We start from the raw sequence: 19211 nt of genomic DNA, 5'->3' as shown, positions 1-19211 counted from the left end.
GGCCCCCGAAGGACGTTCGCGACCTGCCCCGCGCCTACAGCACCGGCAGGTTCTTCCGCAGCTCGAACGCGGTCACCTCGGAGCGGTACTCCTCCCACTCCTGGCGCTTGTTGCGCAGGAAGAAGTCGAAGACGTGCTCGCCGAGGGTCTCGGCGACGAGGTCGCTGCGTTCCATGAGGGTGAGGGCCTCGCCGAGGTTCTGCGGGAGGGGCTCGATGCCCATCGCGCGGCGCTCGGCGTCGGAGAGGGCCCAGACGTCGTCCTCGGCACCCGGCGGGAGCTCGTAGCCCTCCTCGATGCCCTTGAGGCCGGCGGCCAGCAGCAGGGCGTACGCCAGGTACGGGTTCGCACCCGAGTCGAGGGAGCGGACCTCGACCCGCGCCGAGCCGGTCTTGCCCGGCTTGTACATGGGAACGCGGACCAGGGCCGAGCGGTTGTTGTGGCCCCAGCAGATGTACGAGGGGGCCTCGCCGCCGGCGCCAGCGGTGCGCTCGGAGCCGCCCCAGATGCGCTTGTAGGAGTTCACCCACTGGTTGGTGACGGCCGAGATCTCCGCCGCGTGCTTCAGCAGGCCCGCGATGAAGGAACGGCCGACCTTGGAGAGCTGGTACTCGGAGCCCGACTCGTAGAACGCGTTGCGGTCGCCCTCGAAGAGGGACAGGTGGGTGTGCATGCCGCTGCCCGGGTGCTCGGAGAACGGCTTCGGCATGAAGGTCGCCTGGACCCCCTGCTCCAGCGCGACCTGCTTCATGACCAGGCGGAACGTCATGATGTTGTCGGCCGTGGAGAGCGCGTCGGCGTAGCGCAGGTCGATCTCCTGCTGGCCGGGGGCGCCCTCGTGGTGGGAGAACTCCACCGAGATGCCCATGGACTCCAGCATGGTGATCGCCTGGCGGCGGAAGTCCATGCCGATGTTCTGCGGGGTGTGGTCGAAGTAGCCGGAGTTGTCGGCGGGCGTCGGCCGGGAGCCGTCCAGCGGGCGGTCCTTCAGCAGGAAGAACTCGATCTCCGGGTGGGTGTAGAAGGTGAAGCCCAGGTCGGAGGTGCGGGCCAGGGCGCGCTTGAGGACGTAGCGCGGGTCCGCGAAGGACGGGGAGCCGTCCGGCATGAGGATGTCGCAGAACATCCGGGCCGTGCCGGGGGCCTCCGCGCGCCAGGGCAGTACCTGGAAGGTCGACGGGTCCGGCTTGGCGATCATGTCGGACTCGTAGACCCGGGCGAAGCCCTCGATCGCGGAGCCGTCGAAGCCGATGCCCTCGTCGAACGCCTGCTCCAGCTCGGCCGGGGCCACGGCGACGGACTTGAGGAAGCCCAGCACGTCCGTGAACCACAGGCGTACGAACCGGATGTCGCGCTCCTCCAACGTCCGGAGCACGAACTCCTGCTGCTTGTCCATCTTCCGCTTCCCCATCCTTGCTGGTCAGGCCGCCTGCTCCCGCGCCACGACAGGCGGTCGGGCACCTGAGCATCCCACCACACCACCGTTTCGTGCGCGTTGCGGGCCATGATCGTCCGGCCGACTCCGGGCCGAACGCCCGCCGGACGGCAGGTGAACGCTCTGGTGCCCATCTTGCCTGCTGGGGCCGACATCCGTAATGGGCAGAGGGCTCGTCGTGCGGGCCGGCGGACCGGGCAATCCTCCGCCCTCCCTACGAACGCACGGTCGTATCCCATTACGATCAGCGCACCCGACCGTCCTCCACATCCCCAGAAGGGGTCCCCCCATGGGTTCCGCGAAGAACAAGAACAGCGCCGAGCGCAAGGCACGCATAGAGGAGATGCGGCGCGCCGAGCGTTCGCGCGAGCGCCGCAGCCGGATCCTCACGATCACCGCCAGCGTGGTCGTCGTGGTCGGCCTCGTCGTCGGCTGTGTCGTCCTCGTGCAGAACCAGTCCGACGACTCCGCCGACACCGCGAGCGACGGCAAGACGACCTCCGGGAAGTTCGTCACGGGCGAGGACGGGGTGAAGACGTGGAAGGGCACGCTGTCGCGCAACCACGTCTCCAAGTCGGTGAAGTACGCCTCGGAGCCCCCGGTCGGCGGTGACCACAACCAGGTGTGGATGAACTGCAACGGCGACGTCTACACCGAGCAGCTCAAGAACGAGCACGCGGTGCACTCGCTGGAGCACGGCGCGGTCTGGGTCACGTACACCTCCAAGGCGGCCAAGACCGACGTCGACGCGCTCGCGGCGAAGGTGAAGAAGACGCCGTACACCCTGATGAGCCCGGACGAGAAGCAGACTGACCCGATCATGCTGAGCGCGTGGGGCCACCAGCGCACGGTGACCGGCGCGGACGACCCGAACGTGGACAAGTTCTTCGAGAAGTACGTCCAGGGCGAGCAGACGCCCGAGAAGGGCGCGGCCTGCCAGGGCGGGCTGCCGCAGTGAGGCAGGCGCAGGCCGGCTGGATCGCCGGGGCCGCCGCGGCGGTCCTGGTGGCGGTCGGGGCGCTCACCTACGCCGTCGCGGAGGACGGCGGTTCGAGCGCCACGCCGTCCGCCGGCTCCGCCGACGCCGGGTTCGCCCGGGACATGGCGGTGCACCACCAGCAGGCCGTGGAGATGTCGTACATCGTGCGGGACCGTACCGACGACGAGGAGGTGCGGCGCCTCGCCTACGACATCGCGCAGACGCAGGCGAACCAGCGCGGGATGCTGCTGGGCTGGCTGGACCTGTGGCGTCTGCCGAAGGTGTCGGCGGACCCGCCGATGACCTGGATGGGCATGGGGGACATGCCCTCCGAGGGCGAGGGCTCGCTGATGCCGGGCATGGCGACGGACGCCGAGATGGCGCGGCTCGGGAAGCTCGGCGGGCGCAAGGCCGAGGTGTACTACCTCCAGCTGATGATCGACCACCACAAGGGCGGCATCCACATGGCCGAGGGGTGTGTGGACCGGTGCGCGGTCGGTGTGGAGAAGGACCTGGCGCAGGGGATGGTCGAGGGCCAGCAGTCGGAGATCGACCTGATCGAGGGCATGCTGCGCGAGCGTGGCGCGACGCCTCGGAGCTGACCCGCCGCGGGAGTCGGCCGCGGGAGTCCTCCGAGGTCCCGTGCGGGCCGCGCGCGGTGCCGTGGGCGGGGCCACACCCCGCCCGCCCCCCATTGCGTCGCTCTGACGATTACACTGGGGGCGTGCCTCAACTTCGCCTCGCCCTGAACCAGATCGACTCCCGAGTCGGCGACCTCGCCGGCAACACCGAGACGGTCCTCGCCTGGACCCGGCGCTCCGCCGAGCAGGGAGCGCACCTGGTGGCGTTCCCCGAGATGGTGCTGACCGGGTATCCCGTGGAGGACCTGGCCCTGCGCTCGTCCTTCGTGTCGGCCTCCCGCGCGGCCCTGCGCGATCTCGCGGTGCGGCTCGCCGAGGAGGGCTTCGGGGAACTGCCCGTGGTCGTCGGCTACCTGGACCGCAGCGAGCGGGCCCAGCCGCGGTACGGCCAGCCGGCGGGCGCCCCGCAGAACGCCGGCGCGGTGCTGCACCGCGGCGAGGTGGTGCTGAACTACGCCAAGCACCACCTGCCCAACTACGGCGTCTTCGACGAGTTCCGCTACTTCGTGCCCGGTGACACCATGCCGGTGCTGCGGGTGCACGGCGTGGACGTCGCGCTCGCGATCTGCGAGGACCTGTGGCAGGACGGCGGCCGGGTGCCGGCGGCGCGTTCCGCGGGCGCGGGGCTGCTGCTGTCGATCAACGCCTCGCCGTACGAGCGGGACAAGGACGACACCCGGCTGGAGCTGGTGCGCAAGCGCGCCCAGGAGGCCGGCTGCACGACCGCCTATCTGGCGATGACGGGCGGCCAGGACGAGCTGGTCTTCGACGGCGACTCGATCGTGGTGGGCGCGGACGGCGAGGTGATCGCGCGGGCGCCGCAGTTCTCCGAGGGCTGTGTGGTCCTGGACCTCGATCTGCCCGCCGCGGCCGCGGACGCGCCGACCGGTGTGGTGGACGACGGTCTGCGCATCGAGCGGGTGGTGCTGTCCGAGAAGCCGGTCCCGGCCTACGAGCCGGAGCACACCGGCACGTACGCCGACCGCCTCAACGACGACGAGGAGGTCTACTCGGCGCTGGTCGCGGGCCTCGGGGCGTACGTACGGAAGAACGGCTTCCGCTCGGTCCTCGTCGGTCTGTCCGGCGGCATCGACTCCGCGCTGGTCGCGGCGATCGCCTGTGACGCGGTGGGCGCGGAGAACGTGTACGGCATCTCCATGCCGTCGAAGTACTCCTCCGAGCACTCCAAGGACGACGCGGCCGAGCTGGCCCGGCGCACCGGCCTGAACTTCCGTACGGTGCCGATCGAGCCGATGTTCGACGCGTACATGGGCTCGCTCGGGCTCACCGGCCTCGCGGAGGAGAACCTCCAGTCCCGGCTGCGCGGCACGCTGCTGATGGCGGTCTCCAACCAGGAGGGCCACATCGTCCTCGCCCCCGGCAACAAGTCGGAGCTGGCGGTGGGCTACTCGACCCTCTACGGCGACTCGGTCGGCGCCTACGGCCCCATCAAGGACGTGTACAAGACGTCGGTCTTCCGGCTCGCCGAGTGGCGCAACCGGTCGGCCTCCGAGCGCGGTCAGACCCCGCCGATCCCCGAGAACTCCCTCACCAAGCCGCCGAGCGCGGAGCTGCGGCCCGGCCAGGTCGACACGGACTCGCTGCCCGACTACCCGGTGCTGGACGGGATCCTCGCCCGTTATGTCGACCGCGACGAGGGCGCCGACCTGATCGTCGCCGCGGGCTTCGACCGCGAGCTGGTCACGAAGACGCTGCGGATGGTGGACACGGCGGAGTACAAGCGGCGCCAGTACCCGCCGGGCACGAAGATCTCCCCGAAGGGCTTCGGCAAGGACCGCCGTCTGCCGATCACGAACGGCTGGCGCGAGACGGTGTGACCGCCTGAGCGCGTGACCGTTCGGCCATGGACGCCGGGTGCCTTCGGGCACCCGGCGTCCATGGTTCCGGCGGACCGCCCGCCGCCACGACGGACTGCCCGCCGTCACGGCAAACCATCCAGCGCCACGGCGAGCCGCCCGGCATCCCGCGGACCGTCCACCGTCACGGCCGACCGTCCACCGTTCCCGCCGGCCGTCCGCTGTCACGACGAACCGTCCAGCGTCACGGCGAGCCGCCCGCCGTCACGGCGAGCCGCCCGGCATCCCGCGGACGACCACCCACCGTTCCCGCGAACCGTCCGCCGTCACGGCCGACCATCCACCGTTCCCGCCGGCCGCCCGCCGTCACGGCGAGCCGTCCAGCGTCGCGGCGAGCCGCCCGGCATCCCGCGGACGACCACCCACCGTTCCCGCGAACCGTCCGCCGTCACGGCAAACCGTCCACCGTCGCGGAAGACCACCCGCCGTCACGGCAAACCCTCCGCCGTCGCGGCGGACCGTCCGCTGGTCCCGCGAGCCGTCCGCCGCCAGGGCGGGCCGGGATCAGCCCGCCACCCGCTGCGTCTCCTGCCGCGCCGACGCCGCCACCAGCAGCTCCCGCGCGCCCGCCAGGCCGCCCCGGCGCCGGTCGACGCCGTACGCCACGGCCGCCACCCCGATGCCCAGCGCCGCGAGCGCCGCGCCCGCCAGGGCCGGGGACGTCACGCCGAAGCCCGCGGCGAGGGCCAGGCCGCCGATCCACGCCCCGCCCGCGTTGGCGAGGTTGAAGGCGGCCTGGTTGGCGGAGGAGGCCAGGGAGGGGGCGGCCGACGCCTTCTCCATGACCATGAGCTGGAGCGGGGAGCCCGTCACGAAGGCGGCCGTGCCGAGCAGGACGACCGCCAGGGCCGCGGTCCACTCCGTGCGCATCAGCAGCGGGAACGCCGCGAGCACCGCCACCAGGGACGCCAGGCCCCCGAACAGGGTCGCGCGCATCGCGTGGTCGGCCAGGCGCCCGCCGAGGAGGTTGCCCGCCGTGGCTCCGACGCCGAACAGGGCCAGCAGCAGGGTCACGCTGGCGTCGGCGTAGCCCGCCGCGTCCGTGAGCATCGGGGCGATGTAGCTGTACGCCGCGAACAGCGCGCCGAAGCCCGCGACCGTCGTGCCGAGGGCGAGCCAGACGGGCAGGGAGCGCAGGGCGGCCAGTTCGCCGCGCAGGCTCGTGGCGGGGGCGCCGCCGTGATCGCGCGGGATCAGCAGGGCCAGGGACGCGATGGCCGCCAGGCCGATCGCGGAGACGCCGAGGAAGGTGGCCCGCCAGCCCAGGTGCTGGCCCATGAGCGTGGCGGCGGGCACTCCGACGACGTTGGCGACCGTGAGGCCGAGGAACATCAGCGAGACGGAGCGGGCCCGGCGTTCGGGCGCGACCATGTTCGTCGCGACGACCGCGCCGACGCCGAAGAAGGCGCCGTGCGGCAGGCCGCTGAGGAAGCGGGCGGCCAGCAGGGCCTCGTTGCCGGGGGCCAGTGCGGACAGGGCGTTGCCGGCCACGAAGAGGGCCATCAGGCCGATGAGGACCGCACGGCGGGACATCCGGGCGGTGGCGGCGGCCAGCAGCGGGGCGCCGATCACGACGCCGAGGGCGTAGGCCGACACCAGGTGGCCGGCGGCGGGGAGGGAGATGTCCAGGTCTGCCGCCACGTCGGGCAGCAGGCCCATCATGACGAACTCGGTGGTACCGATGCCGAAGGCGCCCACGGCGAGGGCGAGCAGGGCCAGAGGCATGAGGGGCCTTTGCCTTTCGAGAGCTTCCGGGTGCCTCACGGGCGCTGCCGCGAGACGGGTTTCGTCACTGCGTATGTTCAGTGGCGAAACAAATTCTCTCAGACCCGGTATTCCGTTCTCGTGCCAGCCCCGTACCAGGACGTCAGTCGGAGACGGCGAGCCGGATCCGAGCCGCCACCGGCAGATGGTCGCTGCCGGTCTCCGGCAGGGTCCAGGAGCTCACCGGCTCGATGTCGCGGACCATGATCTGGTCGATCCGCGCCATCGGGAACGACGCCGGCCAGCTGAAGCCGAAGCCGCTGCCCGCGGCACCCTGGGTGGAGCGCATCTGGGAGGTGACGGCGTTGAGCGCGCGGTCGTTCATCGTGCCGTTGAGGTCGCCGAGCAGCAGCACCCGCTCCAGCGGCTCGCCGGCGATCGCCTCACCGAGCGCGTCGGCGCTCTTGTCGCGCTGCCGAGCGGTGAAGCCGGCCTCCAGCTTCACCCGCACCGAGGGCAGATGGGCGACGTAGATCGCGGCCTGTCCGCCCGGCGCGGCCACCGTGGCCCGCATGGCGCGGGTCCAGCCCAGCTTGATGTCGACGGCCTTCACCCCGCTGAGCGGGTACTTGCTCCACAGCCCGACCGTGCCCTGCACGGAGTGGTACTTGTACGCCGGCTTCAGCGCCTTCTCGTACACCGGCACCGCCGCGGACGTCAGCTCCTCCAGCGCGACGACGTCCGCGCCGGACGCGGCGACGGCCCGGGCGGTGCCCTCGGGGTCGGGGTTGTCGGCGTTGACGTTGTGGGTGGCGACCATCAGATCGCCGCCCGGGGCGGACCGGTCGACGAGCAGCCCGCCGAAGAGGTTCAGCCACACGACCAGAGGCACCAGCAGGGCGATCAGCGCGGTGGCGGACCTGCGCCACACGGCGAGCACCAGCAGCAGGGGGATCAGCAGCCCGAACCAGGGCAGAAACGTCTCGCCGAGGCTGCCGAGGTTGCCGACCGCGTTCGGGATCTGCGCGTGCAGCACCATCACCAGGGCCAGCAGCACCGCGACGGCCGCGACGACGATGCCGCGGCGCCAGATGCGCCGGTCCCCGCGCCAGCCGTCGAGCAGCCGGTGAGCCAGGCGCCGAAGCCGAGATCCGCGCGGCTCGGGCTCCGAGCCGCCGTCGTCCGTCTCCGTTGCGTACGCCTGCTGCGCCATACCGTCGCCTCGCTACCTGCCGTGCAACACCGTCGTCCCCCGCGCCTACGACCCTAGGGGATGATCGGCTCCGTTCCTGCCCTCCAGGACGGTGCCGGGGGCGGCGGCGGTTTCCCTTGTAACGAAACGCGCACATTCGGGCCCTCTGGAGTCCCGCTGGGGCGTGCTCCTTGTCTCTCCGGGCGGCCTGGCACTCGGCGGGGCCGAGGTGCCACCATGGGAAGCGGTCCGGGGACGCCGTCAGGGCGCCTCGAGATGACGTAAGGAGCCGTTGCAATGACGCAGCTTTCGGCTGCCCAGCCTGCGCAGCAGACCCCCTCCGACGGCAGCAGGGCGCTGTACGGGGGCAAGGGAACCCGCCGCATCACCGTCCGCGACATCGCCCTCGCCAAGGAGCGGGGCGAGAAGTGGCCCATGCTCACCGCCTACGACGCGACGACCGCGTCCGTCTTCGACGAGGCCGGGATCCCGGTGATCCTCGTCGGCGACTCGGCGGGCAACTGTCATCTGGGCTACGAGACCACCGTGCCCGTCACCCTCGACGAGATGACCATGCTGTCCGCGGCCGTCGTCCGCGGGACGAAGCGCTCGCTGATCGTCGGCGACCTGCCCTTCGGTTCGTACCAGGAGGGTCCGGTGCAGGCGCTGCGCTCGGCGACCCGGCTGGTGAAGGACGCCGGGGTGCAGGCCGTCAAGCTGGAGGGCGGCGAGCGGTCCTACGACCAGATCCGGCTGCTGGTGGAGGCCGGGATCCCGGTCATGGCGCACATCGGGCTCACCCCGCAGTCCGTCAACGCCATGGGCTACCGCGTCCAGGGGCGCGGCGAGGAGGCGTCCCACCGGCTGCTGCGCGACGCGAAGGCCGTGCAGGACGCGGGCGCGTTCGCGGTCGTGCTGGAGCTGGTGCCGGCGGAGCTCGCCGCCGAGGTCACGCGCACGCTGCACATCCCGACCGTCGGCATCGGCGCCGGGTCCGCGACGGACGCGCAGGTGCTGGTGTGGACCGACATGCTCGGGCTGACCGGCGGCCGGGTGCCGAAGTTCGTCAAGCAGTACGCCGACCTGCGCACGGTCATGGGCGACGCGGCGAAGGCATTCGCCGAGGACGTCGTCGGCGGAACGTTCCCGCTGGAGGAGCACTCCGTCCACTGAGCAAAGCGCGCCACTGAGCAAAGCGCGCCACCGAGCCAACACGGCACCACGGACAGCCCGTCGATCTTCCCCCGTCGACGGGCTGTCCCCTTTCCCCCTTTCCTCGCTTTCCCCTGGTCCCGCGTCTCCCTCGTCTCCCTCGTCTCTCTCGTCTCTCTCGGCCGCCGTGCCCGGGGCTCTTCCCCGGACCCCGTCGGCGGACTGTCGGCGGTCTGTCGGCGGCCTGTCGGTGCTGTGTGCGGACTGTCGGCGGTCTGTCGGCCGGCCCTGACACCGTCTTCCTCATGACGCGAATCGAGAACGAGCCCGGGGGAACGGGCGCCGCCGTCTCCGTGCGGGGGCTGGTGAAGCACTACGGCGAGACCAAGGCGCTGGACGGTGTCGACCTGGAGGTCCGCGAGGGGACCGTGATGGGGGTGCTCGGCCCGAACGGCGCCGGGAAGACCACCCTCGTACGCATCCTGTCGACGCTGCTCACCCCGGACGCCGGGCAGGCGACCGTGGCCGGGTACGACGTCGTACGGCAGCCCCGCCAGCTGCGCCGGGTGATCGGGCTGACCGGGCAGTACGCCTCGGTGGACGAGAAGCTGCCCGGCTGGGAGAACCTCTACATGATCGGCCGGCTGCTGGACCTGCCCCGCAAGGACGCCCGGACCCGCGCCGACGAGCTGCTGGAGCGGTTCTCGCTCACCGAGGCCGCCAGGCGCCCGGCCTCCACGTACTCCGGCGGTATGCGGCGGCGGCTGGACCTGGCCGCGTCGATGATCGGCCGCCCGTCCGTGCTGTACCTGGACGAGCCCACCACGGGCCTGGACCCGCGCACCCGCAACGAGGTGTGGGACGAGGTCAAGACGATGGTCGACGAGGGCGTGACCGTGCTGCTCACCACCCAGTACATGGAGGAGGCCGAGCAGCTCGCCTCGGAGCTGACGGTCGTCGACCGGGGCCGGGTCATCGCCGGCGGCGCGATCGACGAGCTGAAGTCCAGGGTCGGCGGGCGCCGGCTGCGGATCAGGCCGGCCGACCCGCTGCGGGCGCGGCAGCTCGCCTCCGCGCTGGACGAGCTGGGCATCACGGGCCTGGCGACCACCGAGGTCGACACGCACAGCGGCTCGGTGCTGGTGCCCGTGCTCAGCGACGAGCAGCTGACCGCCGCGATCGGCGCCGCCGTCGCACTCGGCATCACCCTTGCCTCCGTCACCACCGAACTTCCCAGCCTGGACGAGGTCTTCCTGAGCCTCACCGGCCAGCGGGCGACCGTCCCGCAGTCCACCGAGTCCCCCGACGCCCTCCAGGAGGTCGCCGTATGAGCGCCGCCACCGCCTCTGCCCCCGCCGACTCCCGGATCACGCTGCGCGGGCATCTGCGGCACACCGGCGCGCTGGTCCGGCGCAACCTGCTGTGGATCCGGCAGGACCCGGAGTCGATGTTCGACGCCCTGCTGATGCCGATCGTCTTCACCCTGCTGTTCGTCTACGTCTTCGGCGGCTCGATCGGCCAGGCGCTGGGCGGCGGCCAGGACCGGTACGTGCAGTATGTCATCCCCGGCATGATCGCGATGATGAGCATGACCCTGTCCCAGGGCGTCGGCACCGGCTTCAGCCAGGACTTCAACAGCGGTGTCATGGACCGCTTCCGGTCCCTGCCGATCGGACGCGGCTCGGTGCTGTTCGCGAAGATCGCGGTGGAGCTGGCGCGGATGCTGTTCGCGACGGCGGTCCTGATGGTGGTCTCCGTGCTGGTCGGGTTCGAGATCACCAGCTGGTCGGGCATGTTCGCGGCGGTGGGCCTGGCCTCGCTGTTCGCGTCCTCGATCATGTGGGTGTTCCTCACCCTCGGCGTCGTGCTGAAGAACGCGCAGTCCGTGCAGGCGATGGGCTTCCTGGTGCTGTTCCCGCTCCAGTTCGGCTCGTCGATCTTCGCGCCGCCCCAGTCGATGCCGGGCTGGCTCCAGACATTCACCGACTACAACCCGCTGTCCACGCTCGCCGACGCGGCCCGCGGCCTGATGACCGGCGGGCCGGTCGCCCACGACCTGTGGATCACGGTGGGCTGGTCGGTGGCGATCACCGCGGTGATGGCGCCGGTCGCCATCCACAAGTTCCGCACCAAGACCTGAGCCCGTGCGCTCACAGCAGGGCGGTGGCCTCCTCCGGAGAGAGGCCGCCGCCCTCGGCGTACGCCGTGTCGTAGGCGGCGTCGTCCAGGACGGCCCGGACGGCGGCCTCGGCGCGCTCGCGGGTGGTGCGCTCCAGCAGGGAGGGCACGTGCGCGGGCGGCAGTGCGGCGTCGGCGGCACCCAGACAGCGGGCGGCGTCCACGGCCCGGCGGCCTGCCTCGTGCTCGGCCAGGGCCCGCGCGGCGATGCACAGATAGGCGGAGCGCATGCTCGGCTGCATGGCCCGTGACAGCGGGTCGGCGGCCATGCGCAGCGCCTCGCGGAGCTTGTCCAGGCCCTGGGTGTACCGGTGCTCGTCCACGTCCAGCCCGGCCTCGGCGCCCAGGATGAACGCGTCGAAGACGACGAAGTGGGCGAGCTGGAACTCCTCGCGCAGCAGCCGCAGCTGCTCGCCCGCCTCGGCGGTGCGGCCGGTGACGCCGAGCCAGCCTGCCAGGAACAGCCGGGCGGCGGGCATGCCCTCGCTGAGCGTGCCCTCGTGCTCGGCGATCACCTCGCGCAGGATCCGCTCGCCGCGCTCGGCCTCCCCCGCCTCCAGCAGCGCGGCCCCGAGCCGGGAGGCGAGTACCGCGGTGTGGGAGCGGGCGCCGAGCTGCTCGGCGTAGTCGCGGGCCTCCTGGTAGTCGGCGGCGGCGAGGGTGAACCTGCCGTGCCGTTCGCGGGCCTCGCCGCGTGCGGAGAGCGCCTCGGCGTAGCCCCAGTCGTCGCCGATCCGGCGGAAGATCGCCAGTGCCTCCTCGGCGTCGCGTTCGGCGTCGGCGGCCCACGCACTGTGGTTGGCGCGGAAGTTGGCCCGCATCTGGAGACTCACGGCCAGTTCCCAGTCGAAGCCGGGAGTGGTGCGGCAGGTGTCCACGCAGGCGTCGACGATCTCGTAGACGCGGTCGATGTCGCCGGTCAGCATCACCGCGTAGAACCAGAGCATGCCGGGTATCCGGCAGGTCTGCGGCTGACCGGGTTCGTAGGCGTCGGCGATGAGCCGCATCTTGGCCTGGGCCTCGGGGGTCTGCCAGGCGTCCAGCTCGGTCTCCATGGAGGCCATGTGCGCCAGATGCACGCCGCGCCGGGCCTCGGTGAGGGCCTCGCCGGTCAGCGGCGGCGGCGCGGCGGTCAGGCGTTCCCACACGGGGGCGGCCCGCCGGAGGGGCTCGGCGAAGGGGTCGGGGCCGAGGGTCATCACCTCGGCGCACCAGTTGCGGCTCTCGTGGCGCAGGTCGCGCATCTGCCAGAACATGACCAGCGACAGCACCAGGCTGATCGCCTCCTGCTCGTCGCGCTCGGCGACGGCGTGCCGCAGGGCGGTGCGCAGGTTCTCGTACTCCAGCTCCAGCACGGCGATGGCGGCGCGCTGGCCGGGGCTGCGCAGCAGCGGGTCGGTGGTGCGGGCGAGTTCGCGGTAGTGGACGAGGTGGGCGCGCTCGGCGGGGGCTCGCTGCCCGGCCTCCTCCAGCCGTTCGCGGGCGTACTCGGCGACGGTCTCCAGGAGCCGGTAGCGCATCTCGCCGGTGCCCGAGGGGGCGGCCACCACGAGGGACTTGTCGACGAGCTGGCCGAGGACGTCCAGCGCGGCGGGCCCGCACACGGCCTCGGCTGCGGTGAGGTCGCAGCCGCCGGCGAACACCGACAGCCGGCCGAGGACGTCGCGTTCGTCCGCGTCGAGCAGTTCCCAGGACCAGTCGACGACGGCCCGCAGGGTCTGCTGGCGGGGCAGCACGGTGCGGCTGCCGGTGGTCAGCAGCCGGAAGCGGTCGTCGAGCCGGTCGGCGATCTGCCGCAGGGTGAGCATGCGCAGCCGGGCGGCGGCCAGTTCGATGGCGAGCGGCAGTCCGTCCAGGCGGCGGCAGATCTCGGCGGCGGCCTCCGGGTCCTCGTCGGGGCTGAAGCCGGGCCGGGCGGCCGCGCCGCGGTCGGTGAGCAGCCGCAGCGCGTACGGCTCGGGCAGCGGCTCGACCGGGCGCACCAGCTCCCCGGGCACGCCGAGGGGTTCGCGGCTGGTGGCGAGCACGGTCAGACCGGGACAGCGGGCGAGCAGCTCGGCCGTCAGCCGGGCCGCGGCGTCCACGACGTGCTCGCAGTTGTCGAGGACGATCAGCATGCGGCGGCGGCCGCAGTGCTCGGCGAGCCGGGTGAGGGCGTCGTCGTGGTGGTGGTCGGAGACCGCGGCCCGCATGCTCTCGGCGCCGGCGCCGTAGAGGACGGTCTCGCGGGCGCCGATCGCGGTGAGCACGGCCTCGGGCACGGCGGCCGGGTCGTCGACCGGAGCCAGCTCCGCCAGCCACACCCCGTGGGGGGCCAGTTCGGTGACGCCCTCGGCGGCCTCCTGCGACAGCCGGGTCTTGCCGGCGCCGCCGGGTCCGAGGAGCGTGACGAGCCGGGCGGAGGCGAGGTCGGCGCGGATGGCCGCGATGTCGTCCTCGCGGCCGACGAACGAGGTCAGCCGGGCGCGCAGATTGCCGCGCGGCCGGGCGGGAACGTCCGCGGCCGGGGACGCGGGAACGGACCCGGACGCGGGAACGGGCAGGGAAGGAGGACCGGGCAGGGAAGGAGGACCGGGCAGGGAAGGGGGAACGGAAGCGGAGGCGGGCGCGGGGGCCTCGGTGGCGTGGCCGGATCCCGGTGCCGTGCCGGGCGCGGGCCCGGGGCGGGCGGGCGGCGCGGGCGCTGTCCCGGGGGCGCGTGCCGGGGGCTCGGCCGGGCTCAGCAGCTCCGCGTGCAGGGCCCGCAGTTCCGGGCCCGGGTCGGTGCCGAGCGACTCGGACAGCAGCCGTCGTACGGCGTCGTAGGCGGCCAGCGCCTCTGCGGTGCGGCCGGTGTCGCGCAGGGCGCGCAGCCGCAGGACCTGGAGCGGTTCGTCGAGCGGACGGGCGTCGCACAGCGCGGTCAGCTCGGGCAGCGCCCGGTCGGCCCGGCCGAGGGCGAGGGCGGCGGTGAGGCGGCCGCGGCGCGCGTCGAGGTGGAGGCGCTCCCAGCGGGCGGCCTCGCCGGTGCGGCCGGGCAGATCGGCGAGGACGGGATCGCGCCACAGCGCGAGGGCGTCGTCGAGGACGGCGGCGGCCTTGGCGGGGTCGCCGTCGGTGAGGGCGCGCAGCCCGTCGCCGGTGAGGCGGTCGAAGCGGTGCAGGTCGATGTCGTCGGGGACGGCGGCGAGCCGGTAGCCGCCTTCGCCGGAGACCACCGCGTCCGCGCCGAGCGCTCTGCGCAGCCGTCCGATCAGGGCCTGGAGTGCGCCGCCGGCGTCGGCGGGCGGGTCGCCGTCCCACACCTCGGCCACGAGTGTCCCGGCCGGCACGACCCGGTCCGGGCGCAGCGCGAGCACGGTCAGCAGGGCGCGCAGCCGCGCCCCGCCGACGGGGACGGGGGTGCCGTCGGGGCGGAGAGCCTGGGTGGTGCCGAGGATGCGATAGCGCACAGGTCATTCTCTCCGGTGCGGCGGGGGGCCGGGCACCGGGTTTTCCGCTGCGTCTTTCTCAGGAACCGTCGTCCGTTCCCGGGACGTTGTCCCGGTACGCCGGGTACGGTCGGGCAGGCCAGCCGCCCGAGCCCCGGAGGTGTCCCGCTCATGACCACCGCGACCAGTCGGCACAGCGACCGCAGGATCAGCCCCGTCTTCGTGGGGATCCTGGCCGTGACGGCGGTGACCGGCTGGGCCACCTGGACCGGGTTCGCGGAGCAGCCGGGCCTGGCCGTGTTCCTGTTCGTGACGGCGGCGTGGATCGTCTCGCTGTGTCTGCACGAGTACGCGCACGCGCGCACGGCCCTGCACAGCGGGGACATCTCGGTGGGCGCCAAGGGCTATCTGACGCTCAACCCCTTGAAGTACACGCACGCTCTGCTCAGCATCGTGCTGCCGGTGCTGTTCGTGATCATGGGCGGGATCGGTCTGCCGGGCGGCGCGGTGTTCATCGAGCGGGGGCGCATCAAGGGCCGGTGGCGGCACAGCCTGATCTCCGCGGCGGGCCCGCTGACGAACGTGCTGTTCGCGCTGGTGTGCACGGCGCCGTTCTGGCTGGACGCACTGGACGGGGTGCCGCGGGACTTCCGGTTCGCGCTGGCGTTCCTGGCGCTGCTCCAGGTGACCGCGGCGGTCCTGAACTTCCTGCCGGTGCCGGGCCTGGACGGCTACGGCGTGATCGAGCCCTGGCTGTCGTACAACGTGCGGCGGCAGGTGGAGCCGCTGGCGCCGTTCGGGCTGCTGATCGTGTTCGCGCTGCTGTGGATCCCCTCGCTGAACGGCGCGTTCTTCGACATGGTCGACGCGCTGCTGCGCGGTCTCGGGATCAGCGACTTCGACACGTACTGCGGCTACGACCTGTACCGCTTCTGGCGCGGCACGGACGGCATCTGCTCGGTCAGTTCGTGACGGACTTCCTGAGCTTCTCGCGCCTGAGGTAGTACCAGGTCATGTTGGACGACAGTCCCGCGACCAGCACCCAGACGACGCCCAGCCAGCTGCCCTGCGCGAAGGAGACGACGGCGGCGGCCACGGCGAGGAGGCAGACGATCAGGGCGTAGAGGGCGAGGCGGGGCATGTCGGCGGGCTCCTTGCGGGGGGACACTGCTGCGGTGATGCCCACCAGTGTCCCCCATGGGGTCATACGTCCGTGACGCGGAGCCCGGCGTGTGCCTTGTAGCGGCGGTTCACGGAGATCAGGTTGGCGACCAGCGACTCGACCTGGTGGGCGTTGCGCAGCCGGCCCGCGAAGACGCCGCGCATGCCGGGGATGCGGCCGGCCAGTGCCTGGACGGTCTCCACGTCGGCGCGGTCCTCGCCGAGGACCATCACATCGGTGTCGATGCGCTCGGTCCCGGGGTCCTGGAGCAGGACGGCGGACAGGTGGTGGAAGGCGGCGGTGACCCGGGATCCGGGCAGCAGGGCGGCGGCCTGCTGGGCGGCGCTGCCCTCCTCGGGCCTGAGGGCGTAGGCGCCCTGCTTGTCGAAGCCGAGCGGGTTGACGCAGTCGACGACCAGCTTCCCGGTCAGTTCCTCGCGCAGGGACTCCAGGGTCTTGCCGTGGCCGTCCCACGGCACGGCGACGATCACGATGTCGCTGCGGCGGGCGGTCTCGGCGTTGTCGGCGCCCTCGACGCCGTGGCCGAGTTCCTCGGCGGCGGCCTGCGCGCGCTCGGCGGCACGCGAGCCGATGATCACCTTCTGTCCGGCCAGGGCGAGCCGGTAGGCGAGGCCCTTGCCCTGCGGGCCGGTCCCGCCGAGCACGCCGACGACCAGCCCGGAGACGTCGGGCAGGTCCCAGGGGTCCTTGGCCGGGGCCTTCTGTGCAGCACTGTCGGTTGAGGTCATGCGCCGACTCTACGGCGGCGGGCGCGGGGCCCGTCGGGCGGTCCGGCGCCCCGGTCCGCCGGTTCGGGGGAATCCGCGGTGAACTCCGGGTGTCGGCCGTGCCGGTGCGGCAGGATGCGGGCGCATGGACGCCGTACGGGTCGCGCTGCTGCGCGAGGTGCTCGCCGGGACGGAGTGGCCGGCCGCGACGCGGCGGTTCGCCGGGGTGCTGCGCGGGTCGGTGGTGTCACGCGGGGGCGGGCTGCTGCTGGTCGGCACGCCGCGGTACGAGCCGTGGCATCTGGCCGCGCATCTGGTGGACGAGGCCGCGTGGTCGGGCACCCCGGAGCTGGCGCCGACGCTGGTACGGCATGCCGCGCGGCCGTCCGATCCGGCGCATCTGTCGGTCGGTCCGGGCCGGATCGGGGCGGCGGGGCGCGGGGAGACGCTGCTGGCGGTGGCGCCGGACGAGGACGCCGCGCTGCTGGAGCGGGTGCACGAGGCCCGGCGGGCCGGGGTGACGGTGCTGGCGCTCGGGTCGGGGGGTGAGCTGGAGGCCATGGCGCACGAGTCGCTGCCGGTGCGGGAGGGGGCCGAGCTGGACCTGGACACGGTGCAGCATCTGGTGAGCGCGGCCGCCGGGGAGAACGCGGGGCCGCTGCCGCGGGGGCGCCGCAGGTTTCGGGATCGGCTGTCCCGGTGGGCCGACGCGCTGACGGCTCCGCCGCCGGCCGGGTGGTGAGCGGGTCGCGGGGCGGGTGCGGGCCCGGTGGGGGCTGATCGCGCAGTTCCCCGCGCCCCTGAGGAGATGGGCCTCGGCCGCTTTCCGTGGTCAGGGGGCGGGTGCGGGCCCGGTGGGGGCTGATCGCGCAGTTCCCCGCGCCCCTGAAGAGATGCGCCTCGGCCGCCTTCCGCGGTCAGGGGGCGGGTGCGGGCCCGGTGGGGGCTGATCGCGCAGTTCCCCGCGCCCCTGAGGAGATGGGCCTCGGCCGCTTTCCGTGGTCAGGGCGCCCTCGTGCCTCTGAGGGGGGTGCTTGGTCTTCTGGGGCTCTGCGGAGGTGGGTCTCCGTGTTTCTTCGGGGTGGAAACTCGGTTGCGGCGGGCGTGGGGGGCCACCGAGCATGGCCCGTCGTGAACGACGACGTACCCGCCTCCGCCTCGCGTCTGCGCGGCCTGCTTCCCGACCTGTCCCCCTGGCGGGCCTCCCGTGACTTCCGCAGGCTGTGGGTGTCGGGGGCGGTCTCCAACTTCGGCAGCTTCCTGACGTTCGTCGCGCTGCCCGTGCAGATCAAGGAGCTGACGGGGTCGGCCGCGGCGGTCGGGGCCGTCGGAGCCGTGGAGCTGCTGCCGCTCATCGTGTTCGGGCTGTACGGCGGTGCGCTCGCGGACGCGCTCGACAAGCGCGGCCTCATCGTGTGGACGGAGGCCGGCCAGGGCGTGCTGAGCGCGGTCCTGCTGGTGAACGCGCTGCTGCCGCGGCCCGCCGTGTGGCCGCTGTATCTCGTGGCCGCGCTCTCCTCTGCGCTGGTGTCCGTGCAGCGGCCCGCGCTGGACTCGCTGTGGCCGCGGATCGTGGCGCACGAGCATCTGCCGGCCGCGGCCTCGCTGAACTCGCTGCGCTGGACCGTCGGCGGGGTCGCGGGACCGGCCCTGGCGGGTGTGGTCGTGGCGTACGCGGGACTGGGCTGGGCGTACGCGGCGGATCTGCTGACCTTCGTCGTGTCCGTCGCGCTCGTCCTGCCCCTCGCCTCCTCCCCCGCCGCCCGCGAGGCCGCGAAGCCCTCGCTGAAGGCGATCGCCGAGGGTGCCCGCTACGCCTGGAGCCGCAAGGAGCTGCTCGGCACCTACGCCGTCGACCTCGCGGCGATGTTCCTGGCGATGCCGCTGGCGGTGCTGCCGTTCCTCGCGGACGACCTGGACGCGGAGTGGTCGCTGGGCCTGATGTACGCGGCGGTGCCGCTGGGCTCGCTGCTGGTGAGCGTGACCAGCGGCTGGACCGCGCGGATCCACCGGCACGGGCGCATGGTGGTGCTGGCGGCCGCTCTGTGGGGCCTGGCGATCGCGGCGGCGGGCGTCTGCGGGAACGTCTGGCTGGTGCTGCTGTTCCTGACCGTCGCCGGGGGCTGCGACATGGTCAGCGGGATCTTCCGCGGGGTGATGTGGAACCAGACGATCCCCGACGAGCTGCGGGGCCGGCTCGCCGGGATCGAGCTGCTGTCGTACTCGGTCGGGCCGACGCTCGGCCAGGTCAGGTCGGGCGGGTTCGCCGCCTGGTGGGGGGTGCGGACGTCGGTCTGGTCCGGCGGGCTGCTGTGCGCGGGCGCGGTGGGACTGCTGGCACTGTGCCTGCCGAAGCTGATGACGTACGACGCCCGCACCGACGAGCACGCCGCCCGGGTACGGGCCCAACGGGCGGCGGCCGCGGCCGGGACACCGACCGGGGAACCGGCCGGGCCCCAGGCCGGGACACGGGCCTGAGCGGCGCGCGGGCCCGGCGGCCCGGTCAGTCCTCGTCAGGGGCCCGGCCGGTGGCGGCGTCGTGCCAGCGCGGGTCGTTCTCCCACTCCAGGTTGCGCTCGCGGGCCGTCTCCATGGCGTGCTCGGCCTCGGCACGGGTGGTGTAGGGGCCGAACCGGTCCTTGCCGGGGCATTCCGGCCCCTCCTCGACCTTCTTGTGCTCCAGGCAGTAGTACCACTCGCCCGGCTTGCCGGCCGTGCGCTTCTTGAACAGGGCCATCAGCGGCTCCTTTCGC

At 73.0% G+C, this 19211-nt stretch carries 16 protein-coding genes; 9 read left to right on the top strand and 7 right to left on the bottom strand.

The features are described from left to right. Positions 1–34 precede the first annotated feature (34 nt). Entirely contained in the window at positions 35–1396 is a 1362-nt protein-coding gene (gene glnA / locus ACIQGV_RS31955; protein ID WP_402500689.1) for a type I glutamate--ammonia ligase, read from the bottom strand. Between the two features lie 328 nt (positions 1397–1724). Here glnA and ACIQGV_RS31950 point away from each other — a divergent pair, with 328 nt between their 5' ends. The 3 genes from ACIQGV_RS31950 (at position 1725) to ACIQGV_RS31940 (ending at position 4893) form a co-directional block, all read left to right on the top strand. Continuing rightward, entirely contained in the window at positions 1725–2393 is a 669-nt protein-coding gene (locus tag ACIQGV_RS31950; RefSeq protein WP_402500687.1) for a DUF3105 domain-containing protein, read from the top strand. Then, positions 2390–3016: a DUF305 domain-containing protein gene (locus ACIQGV_RS31945; RefSeq protein ID WP_402500685.1), complete on the top strand. Its 627-nt coding sequence runs from the start codon at positions 2390–2392 to the stop codon at positions 3014–3016. Before ACIQGV_RS31950 ends, ACIQGV_RS31945 begins: the two co-directional genes overlap by 4 nt. A gap of 122 nt (positions 3017–3138) precedes the next feature. Beyond that, positions 3139–4893 carry an NAD+ synthase gene (locus ACIQGV_RS31940; RefSeq protein ID WP_402500682.1) on the top strand — a complete coding sequence of 585 codons (1755 nt, stop codon included), beginning with the start codon at positions 3139–3141 and terminating at the stop codon, positions 4891–4893. A 543-nt stretch (positions 4894–5436) separates the two neighbouring features. On the opposite strand, the gene ACIQGV_RS31935 is transcribed toward ACIQGV_RS31940, so the two are convergent. Next, positions 5437–6657: an MFS transporter gene (locus ACIQGV_RS31935; RefSeq protein WP_402500680.1), complete on the bottom strand. Its 1221-nt coding sequence runs from the start codon at positions 6655–6657 to the stop codon at positions 5437–5439. A gap of 142 nt (positions 6658–6799) precedes the next feature. Then, on the bottom strand, positions 6800–7849 hold the full coding sequence (locus ACIQGV_RS31930; RefSeq protein WP_402500677.1) for an endonuclease/exonuclease/phosphatase family protein: 1050 nt from the start codon (positions 7847–7849) through the stop codon (positions 6800–6802). Positions 7850–8125: 276 nt separating this feature from the next. Between ACIQGV_RS31930 and panB the strand changes: the two genes are divergently transcribed. The 3 genes from panB to ACIQGV_RS31915 all read left to right on the top strand — a co-directional run bounded on the left by panB (position 8126) and on the right by ACIQGV_RS31915 (position 11120). Beyond that, positions 8126–9001, top strand: a complete 876-nt coding sequence (panB, locus tag ACIQGV_RS31925; RefSeq protein WP_402500675.1) for a 3-methyl-2-oxobutanoate hydroxymethyltransferase — start codon at positions 8126–8128, stop codon at positions 8999–9001. Between the two features lie 284 nt (positions 9002–9285). Continuing rightward, positions 9286–10311 (top strand): ATP-binding cassette domain-containing protein, encoded by a 1026-nt coding sequence (locus ACIQGV_RS31920; protein ID WP_402500673.1) that lies wholly within the window; start codon positions 9286–9288, stop codon positions 10309–10311. Continuing rightward, positions 10308–11120, top strand: a complete 813-nt coding sequence (locus ACIQGV_RS31915) for an ABC transporter permease (RefSeq protein WP_402500671.1) — start codon at positions 10308–10310, stop codon at positions 11118–11120. Before ACIQGV_RS31920 ends, ACIQGV_RS31915 begins: the two co-directional genes overlap by 4 nt. A 10-nt stretch (positions 11121–11130) precedes the next feature. On the opposite strand, the gene ACIQGV_RS31910 is transcribed toward ACIQGV_RS31915, so the two are convergent. Continuing rightward, complete coding sequence (locus ACIQGV_RS31910) at positions 11131–14589, bottom strand: AfsR/SARP family transcriptional regulator (RefSeq protein ID WP_402500668.1); 3459 nt, start codon at positions 14587–14589, stop codon at positions 11131–11133. Between the two features lie 150 nt (positions 14590–14739). Between ACIQGV_RS31910 and ACIQGV_RS31905 the strand changes: the two genes are divergently transcribed. Next, the gene (locus tag ACIQGV_RS31905) at positions 14740–15540 is read left to right on the top strand and encodes a site-2 protease family protein (protein WP_402500666.1); all 801 of its coding nucleotides are present in this window, start codon (positions 14740–14742) and stop codon (positions 15538–15540) included. On the opposite strand, the gene ACIQGV_RS31900 is transcribed toward ACIQGV_RS31905, so the two are convergent. Beyond that, positions 15530–15709: a hypothetical protein gene (locus ACIQGV_RS31900; RefSeq protein WP_402500663.1), complete on the bottom strand. Its 180-nt coding sequence runs from the start codon at positions 15707–15709 to the stop codon at positions 15530–15532. The genes ACIQGV_RS31905 and ACIQGV_RS31900 overlap by 11 nt on opposite strands. 62 nt (positions 15710–15771) lie before the next feature. Next, complete coding sequence (gene npdG, locus ACIQGV_RS31895; protein WP_402500660.1) at positions 15772–16479, bottom strand: NADPH-dependent F420 reductase; 708 nt, start codon at positions 16477–16479, stop codon at positions 15772–15774. 124 nt (positions 16480–16603) lie between these two features. Between npdG and ACIQGV_RS31890 the strand changes: the two genes are divergently transcribed. Then, the gene (locus ACIQGV_RS31890; protein WP_402500658.1) at positions 16604–17200 is read left to right on the top strand and encodes a hypothetical protein; all 597 of its coding nucleotides are present in this window, start codon (positions 16604–16606) and stop codon (positions 17198–17200) included. A gap of 389 nt (positions 17201–17589) precedes the next feature. After that, on the top strand, positions 17590–18936 hold the full coding sequence (locus ACIQGV_RS31885) for an MFS transporter (RefSeq protein ID WP_402500656.1): 1347 nt from the start codon (positions 17590–17592) through the stop codon (positions 18934–18936). 25 nt (positions 18937–18961) lie between these two features. Here ACIQGV_RS31885 and ACIQGV_RS31880 read toward each other — a convergent pair whose 3' ends face one another. Continuing rightward, positions 18962–19195 (bottom strand): hypothetical protein, encoded by a 234-nt coding sequence (locus ACIQGV_RS31880; RefSeq protein ID WP_402500653.1) that lies wholly within the window; start codon positions 19193–19195, stop codon positions 18962–18964. Between the last annotated feature and the right edge of the window lie 16 nt (positions 19196–19211).

The organism is Streptomyces sp. NPDC093094 (assembly GCF_044754345.1).
Taxonomy (GTDB): domain Bacteria; phylum Actinomycetota; class Actinomycetes; order Streptomycetales; family Streptomycetaceae; genus Streptomyces.
The sequence above is the reverse complement of the archived record's forward strand: the minus strand, read 5'-3'. Positions and strand labels throughout refer to the sequence as shown.